Source organism: Aminobacter sp. P4_D5 (assembly GCF_056401815.1).
The window spans coordinates 1-6,160 of the sequence record NZ_JBFUIP010000239.1; the positions used below are offsets into that span (position 1 = coordinate 1).

Annotated in this window: 9 protein-coding genes; 7 read left to right on the plus strand and 2 right to left on the minus strand. The window is 63.8% G+C overall.

What is annotated here, in order from left to right; translation table 11 throughout:
- From AC1DWF_RS29170 to phoB, 3 genes are all read left to right on the plus strand, one after another.
- On the plus strand, positions 1-614 hold a 614-nt coding region (locus AC1DWF_RS29170), incomplete at its 5' end, for a phosphate ABC transporter ATP-binding protein (protein WP_476842377.1).
- Positions 615-655: 41 nt separating this feature from the next.
- Positions 656-1,363: a phosphate signaling complex protein PhoU gene (phoU, locus tag AC1DWF_RS29175; protein WP_476783090.1), complete on the plus strand. Its 708-nt coding sequence runs from the start codon at positions 656-658 to the stop codon at positions 1,361-1,363.
- A gap of 22 nt (positions 1,364-1,385) precedes the next feature.
- Positions 1,386-2,075, plus strand: a complete 690-nt coding sequence (gene phoB, locus AC1DWF_RS29180) for a phosphate regulon transcriptional regulator PhoB (protein WP_476783089.1) — start codon at positions 1,386-1,388, stop codon at positions 2,073-2,075.
- A 137-nt stretch (positions 2,076-2,212) separates the two neighbouring features.
- On the opposite strand, the gene AC1DWF_RS29185 is transcribed toward phoB, so the two are convergent.
- Complete coding sequence (locus AC1DWF_RS29185; protein ID WP_476783088.1) at positions 2,213-2,410, minus strand: hypothetical protein; 198 nt, start codon at positions 2,408-2,410, stop codon at positions 2,213-2,215.
- 455 nt (positions 2,411-2,865) lie between these two features.
- Between AC1DWF_RS29185 and AC1DWF_RS29190 the strand changes: the two genes are divergently transcribed.
- From AC1DWF_RS29190 to AC1DWF_RS29205, 4 genes are all read left to right on the plus strand, one after another.
- A complete protein-coding gene (locus tag AC1DWF_RS29190) occupies positions 2,866-3,012 on the plus strand; it encodes a hypothetical protein (RefSeq protein WP_476804421.1) in 147 nt (48 codons plus the stop codon).
- The gene (locus AC1DWF_RS29195; protein WP_476783086.1) at positions 3,009-3,818 is read left to right on the plus strand and encodes a L,D-transpeptidase; all 810 of its coding nucleotides are present in this window, start codon (positions 3,009-3,011) and stop codon (positions 3,816-3,818) included. The genes AC1DWF_RS29190 and AC1DWF_RS29195 overlap by 4 nt, the downstream gene beginning before the upstream one ends.
- An 86-nt stretch (positions 3,819-3,904) precedes the next feature.
- Positions 3,905-4,381 (plus strand): hypothetical protein, encoded by a 477-nt coding sequence (locus AC1DWF_RS29200; RefSeq protein ID WP_476783085.1) that lies wholly within the window; start codon positions 3,905-3,907, stop codon positions 4,379-4,381.
- Positions 4,378-5,103, plus strand: coding sequence for a ferric reductase-like transmembrane domain-containing protein (locus AC1DWF_RS29205; protein WP_476783084.1), 726 nt, complete (start codon positions 4,378-4,380; stop codon positions 5,101-5,103). The genes AC1DWF_RS29200 and AC1DWF_RS29205 overlap by 4 nt, the downstream gene beginning before the upstream one ends.
- 13 nt (positions 5,104-5,116) lie before the next feature.
- Here the strand turns inward: AC1DWF_RS29205 and AC1DWF_RS29210 are convergent.
- On the minus strand, positions 5,117-6,160 hold a 1,044-nt coding region (locus tag AC1DWF_RS29210; RefSeq protein ID WP_476842378.1), incomplete at its 5' end, for an ROK family protein.

Sequence of the window (6,160 nt, forward strand, 5' to 3'; positions counted from 1 at the left end):
GCCTCAACCGCATGAACGACACGATCGACGCAGCGCGTGTCGGCGGCAAGATCACGCTCGACAACGAGGATATCTACGATCCCAAGATCGACGTGGTCGAACTGCGCGCGCGTGTCGGCATGGTGTTCCAGAAGCCGAACCCGTTCCCCAAGTCGATCTACGAAAACGTCGCTTACGGCCCGCGCATCCATGGCCTGGCCAAGAACAAGGCCGAGCTCGACGTGATCGTCGAGAAGAGCCTGCAGAAGGCGGCTCTGTGGAACGAGGCCAAGGACCGTCTCAACGAGCCGGGCACCGGCCTGTCGGGCGGCCAGCAGCAGCGCTTGTGCATCGCGCGCGCCATTGCGGTGTCGCCCGAAGTGATCCTGATGGACGAGCCGTGCTCGGCACTCGATCCGATCGCTACCGCGAAGGTGGAGGAGCTGATCGACGAGCTGCGCGAGAACTACACGATCGTGATCGTGACGCACTCGATGCAGCAGGCGGCACGCGTGTCGCAGCGCACCGCGATGTTCCACCTCGGCTATCTCGTCGAGGAAGGCGCTACCGACAAGATGTTCACCAACCCCGACGACAAGCGGACGCAGGACTACATCACCGGCCGCTTCGGCTGAGTGGACGTTTTCGCCGCCGTATACGAGACGAGGAATAAATCATGGGCGAACATACAGTCCGGTCCTTCGACGAAGAACTCCAGCATGTCGACCAGCTCATCCGTGACATGGGCGATCTCGGCGGCTCGATGGTTGCCGGTGCCATCCGCGCGCTGTTGTCGTCCGACCAGGCGCTGGCGCAAAGCGTTGTCGCCGACGACACGATCATGGACGCCAAGCAGCGCGAACTCGACAACAGCGCCATCACGCTGATCGCCAAGCGCCAGCCGATGGCACAGGACCTGCGTGCCGTGGTTGGCGCCATCCGTATGGCGGGGGATCTCGAACGCATCGGCGACCTCGCCAAGAACATCGCCAAGCGTGTCGGCGCTGTCGGCCAGTCGCCGACGCCACGCAATCTTTCGCATTCGATCGATGCCATGGCACAGCTGGTGCTCGACCAGGTGCGGGGCGTCGTTGATCTCTATGTCGCGCGCCAGGCCGAGGGCCTGAAGAACCTGCGCGCCGACGACCAGAAGATCGACATCCAGTACAACGCGGTGTTCCGCGAGCTCCTGACCTACATGATGGAAGATCCGCGCAACATCACTGCCTGCACGCATCTGCTGTTCTGCGCCAAGAACCTGGAGCGCATTGGCGACCATGTCACCAATATCGCCGAGAACGCGTATTTCGTGGTGACCGGCACGCAGCTGCCGCTCCACCGGCCGAAGGTTGAAGAAACCACATCGCCGGTTTCGGCCACCTGAACTCCAACATGAAGGACTGCCGATGATCGCCCCCAAGATCATGGTCGTCGAGGACGAAGAGCCGCTGGGCGTGCTGCTTCGCTACAACCTCGAGTCCGAAGGCTACCAGGTCGAGGTCGTCACGCGTGGCGACGAGGCCGAAATACGGCTTCAGGAAAACGTGCCCGACCTTTTGGTGCTCGACTGGATGGTGCCGGCACTCTCCGGCATCGAGCTGTGCCGCAGGCTTCGGATGCGGCCCGACACCGAACGGCTGCCGATCATCATGCTGACGGCGCGTGGCGAAGAGAGCGACCGCGTGCGCGGGCTGTCGACTGGTGCCGACGACTATCTGGTCAAGCCGTTCTCGACGCCCGAGTTCATGGCACGGGTCAAGGCGTTGCTGCGCCGGGCCAAGCCCGAAGTGCTGTCTTCGATCCTCAAGGTCGGCGACATCATGCTCGACCGCGAGTCGCACCGGGTCTACCGCAAGAAGAGCGAGATCAAGCTCGGGCCAACCGAATTCCGGCTGCTGGAGTTCATGATGCGGCATCCCGGCCGGGTGTTTTCGCGCAGCCAGTTGCTCGACAATGTCTGGGGCGAGACGATCTACATCGACGAACGTACCGTCGACGTCCATGTCGGGCGCTTGCGTAAGGCAGTCAATACCGGCCGCATGCCCGACGTGATCCGCACCATCCGCGGCGCCGGCTACGCCATCCGCGAGGATTAGCGCCGCTGTTCCGTTCTTGCCGCAAGCGGCGAGCGCACCAGTGGCTGCGGCCAGCAGCAGATCAGGCCAATCGGCAGCGTGCCGCCATCGACGCCGAGCTCTACGCACTGCTGACCGCCCGGTCTGCGTGGTGGCGCTCAATCATGAAGATCGCCTGCGCCGCGAAGCTTTGGCGTCGGTCTGATGTAAACAACCTTCTGGTGATTGGAGTGTTGTTCTGCAAGAGCTCCGTCACATCCATTCTTTTGATGGACAACTTCTTCAAGAATGGCAGTTAAAGTTCCGACGATGACACTTTCGTGATCTCGGTGATACCAAAAATTGTCTGTTTTCATGCTAGTTGGCGCTCCGTGCGCAACTTTGTCTCGGTAATTGTTCTGGTGCTGATCACCATCCTCTACGGACTGCCCCTCGATCGGGCAGCGGCCGTAGGCATGAACATTGGCGAGCTGCCGGGCGTAACCTTGCAGGCTGAAGTTACAGCCGGATCCGATGGGTGTTTGCCATCCCCGGAGCGCTGTGTCGGTGAGTCCTCTGACGACCGCTTCGCCAGCACACACTGCCTGGGCGACTGCCCTGCCTGGCAGGCCCGCGTCGAGCTTCCCGCACCGACCCGCGCAGCGCTTTTGAAGCTGCTTCCAGATCCCATGCCGCGTCGCTTGGTGATCGCATCGCTCCTTCGGCCTCCGATCGCTGCCTGATTTCCGACCGTTCGGCCTTTGGCTGCCACCGTCCGGCTCGCACGCCAGCCCGCTCGGCGCCAATGCGCTTTTCTCGCGGCAACCGCGACATGACGCGTGCCCGCACGCATGAGCCGTCACCGGCCGGCGGATCGGTGCCGAACGGCCACATTCGCATGAACAACGACAGCGTCATCAACTTCCATGACTGCGTGTCGCTCGAAGTACAGGAAATGGTTCCAGGAGACTGCAAATGACTACGGGCACTTTCGAAACGAACGCCGCGGACTCCGCGCCCTTGCCCGGAGACGGCTCGGCACTGAGCCGCCGGCATTTTCTCAGCGGCGTAGCCGCGCTGGGAACGCTTGCGGTGTCCGGCTGCGTCAGCACCCAACAAGCGGCCGTGCCGGCCGCAAACGCACCGGTCAAAAAGGCGCCGCCGGTCGTCGACAGCAATGCCCTTGCGATGTACGGCCCGCTTCCGAACGAGCGGTTCCCAATCGCCGCAATCGACCTGACCAAGGTACCGAGCCGTTTCTATCGGCAGCAGGTCGACTATGCCACCGAAGAACCGGTCGGAACGCTCGTCGTCGACACGGACAACTTCTACCTCTACCTCGTCCAGCCAGGCGGGAAGGCCATGCGCTACGGGGTTGGACTTGGCCGGGCCGGTTTTACCTGGGCGGGAAGGGGCCGTATCGGTTGGAAGCAGGAATGGCCGAAATGGACGCCTCCAAACGAGATGATCGCGCGTCAGCCAGATCTCGCCCAGTGGAGCGCCGACAGGGGCGGCATGCCGCCAGGCCTTACAAATCCGCTGGGATCGCGGGCGCTCTACGTCTTCCAGGGCAAGGTCGACACGCTTTATCGCGTTCACGGAACGCCCGAATACTGGACCGTCGGAAAGGCGGTTTCGAGCGGCGGCGTTCGCCTCATGAACCAGGACATCATAGACCTGTATGAACGGGTGCCGAGCCAGTCTCCCATCCTCGTGCTGGGCGATCCGACCCAACCCCATTCGCACGAGGTCGCCAGCGACAGTGCTCGGCAAGCCGCCGGCTGATGTAACGGTCGCGCAGCAGGTTCTCGCCGGGCGGTTTGCGAAGCGCCGCCCGGCCAACCGTCATGGTTCCGTTGGAGGAATAAGCGATGCAGGGTGAACACACACTTTCCGGTCTGCGCGGAACCGCTGCCGGCTGGCATGGCCGCGACGTTCTCAAGGGGGTGGCCGTGGCTATCCTGAGCTTCGCAGCGCTGGGCACCGTTTCGGCGCTCTGGGACAATCCGCTCTTCATTCGGATGACCCCCGTTGGGAGCTGGGAACTGCCCGCCCTGGCGGTCCTGTCGGCGCTTTCGGGGCTGTACGTCGCCGTGCGGCGCCCCTTCTGTTCGGCCCGCCGCGCGGGTGCCGGCGGCGTCGCGGACTTCATCGGCATCGCATGCCCGACGTGCAACAAGCTCCTCATGCTCCTGTTCGGGGGCGAATTGCTGATGACCTGGTTCGACCCGATCCGGCCATTGATTGCGGCGCTGGGAATTGTGCTTCTCGCTGTCGCTTCATGGCACGAAATGCGAGCTTGCCGCGCAGACAATGCAGACGCCACGCAAATGGAGTATCCGAAGTGACCGGTATCCCCGCGGCGCGCGCACACGCCGACCGGCTCGTTCCACTTGCCTGGCGCCGGATGCTGCTGCGCCATTTCGCGGTCATCGGCCTTTCGGCGGCGCTGGTCTACGCGTTCGCCCTCGTGCACGCCCAGTGGAGCCCGATGCACAGGTGGAACCGCGCATTCGCGGACGCATCGCTGGCGATGCTGGTGATCACCATGTCGATCGGACCCGGCTCGCGTCTATGGCCGCTCTTGCTGCGGATAGTGGCCTATCGGCGCGAGACCGGTATCCATGCGACGCTTTTGGCGGCCGTGCACACGGCCATCATACTCAGCGGCTGGGTCGAGTGGGATTTTGCGCGGCTGTTCGGCTTCGAAATCATCCCGCAGACGGGCGAGTATGTGATGTTCCAGCATGGCTTCGGGCTTGCCAACGTGATCGGCATTGGCGCGCTGACCTATGCGCTCGCGCTCATGGCCACCTCGAACGATCGGTCGATCCAGCTGCTCGGTTCCTCGGTCTGGAAGTTCCTGCAGAACGGCGCGACGGTGCTGTGGGGGCTTGTTGTGCTGCACACGGCCTATTTCCTGTTCATGCACTTCCTGAGCTTCCATCGCCCGCCGCCCGCGCCGAACCCTCTGCAATGGCCGTTCGTGGCGGCGGTGCTATCGGTGCTGGTGCTGCGCGCCGCGTCCTTCCTTTCGACTTGGAGCAAGAAGAGGAAAAGTGCCCGGTGATGGCCTTCGACGGTTAGGCGAAATCGGCCCCGGCAAGGCGAGGGGCCGTGCCGGCGGCGAAGATCTCCTGATCGACGTACAGCAGGGCGCGCATTAGGCAGCCCAGGCGGATGAGCGGGACTTCGTTCGGCTCGGTGTCGAAGGAGATCGCCTTGGAATGCAGCCCACCTGCCGTCTTGGCGATGGCCGCGCGGACATGCGGCTCCATCAGGTCGAAGGCGGTGGCACCCACGCCGACAAAGGCGAGTGGTGCGGGATCGATCAGCGCGAACATCGAACCCAGGCCGAAGCCGATGGCCTCACCGGCCTTGCGGAACGCTTCGCGCTCGGGGCCGTCATGGTCGCGGGCGGCGTCGGCGAGGGCCGTGATGTCCWCGTCGGAGAGATCGGCGAGCGGCTCGGCATTCTCGTCGCCCAAACGGGCATTGCGCCATATGGCGTAGTTGCCGGCATAGGCTTCGACGCAGCCGCGCCGGCCACAGCGGCAGAGCGCGCCATCGGGGCGGTGGATCATGTGGCCGAATTCGCCCCCTGACGAATGCGTGCCGGTGAACAGCTCGCCCTTCAGCACCAGTCCCATGCCGATGCCGTGTGAAAGCAGGATGGCGATGAAGTCGTCGCGGTAGCGGACCGGGTCGCGCCAGCGCAAAGCCTCGGCGATCATGTTGCAGTCGTTTTCGACCGTCACCGGCACGCCGAACTCCTGTTCGAGCCGGTCGGCGAAGGGAATGTCGTCATGCGGCGTGATCGGCGACCATAGCAGCTTGCGCGAGCCCGAATCGGTGATGCCCTGGACCGCGAGCGCGATGCGCAGCACCGGGCCGTAGGTTGTTTCGATGCGATCCATCAGGCCCCGGATCATGGTGACGCATTCGTCGATCAGGGCGTGCTCCGGCATGCGCTGGGTGACGAGACGGCGGCTATCTTCGACGATGGTGTTGCCGGCATAGTCGATGATGGCGGCCGACAGGCTGTTGAGGGAAAGCACGACAGCGACGATTGACGCTGCCTTTGGGTCGACGGCAAGGGCGACCTGCGGCCGGCCGCGCTTCATGGC

Bases quoted from the DNA above. Each gene is read 5' to 3' on its own strand.
- phoU (WP_476783090.1), top strand. From the start codon at position 656: ATGGGCGAACATACAGTCCGGTCCTTCGACGAAGAACTCCAGCATGTC.
- phoB (WP_476783089.1), top strand. From the start codon at position 1,386: ATGATCGCCCCCAAGATCATGGTCGTCGAGGACGAAGAGCCGCTGGGC.
- AC1DWF_RS29185 (WP_476783088.1), bottom strand. From the start codon at position 2,410: ATGAAAACAGACAATTTTTGGTATCACCGAGATCACGAAAGTGTCATC.
- AC1DWF_RS29190 (WP_476804421.1), top strand. From the start codon at position 2,866: ATGACGCGTGCCCGCACGCATGAGCCGTCACCGGCCGGCGGATCGGTG.
- AC1DWF_RS29195 (WP_476783086.1), top strand. From the start codon at position 3,009: ATGACTACGGGCACTTTCGAAACGAACGCCGCGGACTCCGCGCCCTTG.
- AC1DWF_RS29200 (WP_476783085.1), top strand. From the start codon at position 3,905: ATGCAGGGTGAACACACACTTTCCGGTCTGCGCGGAACCGCTGCCGGC.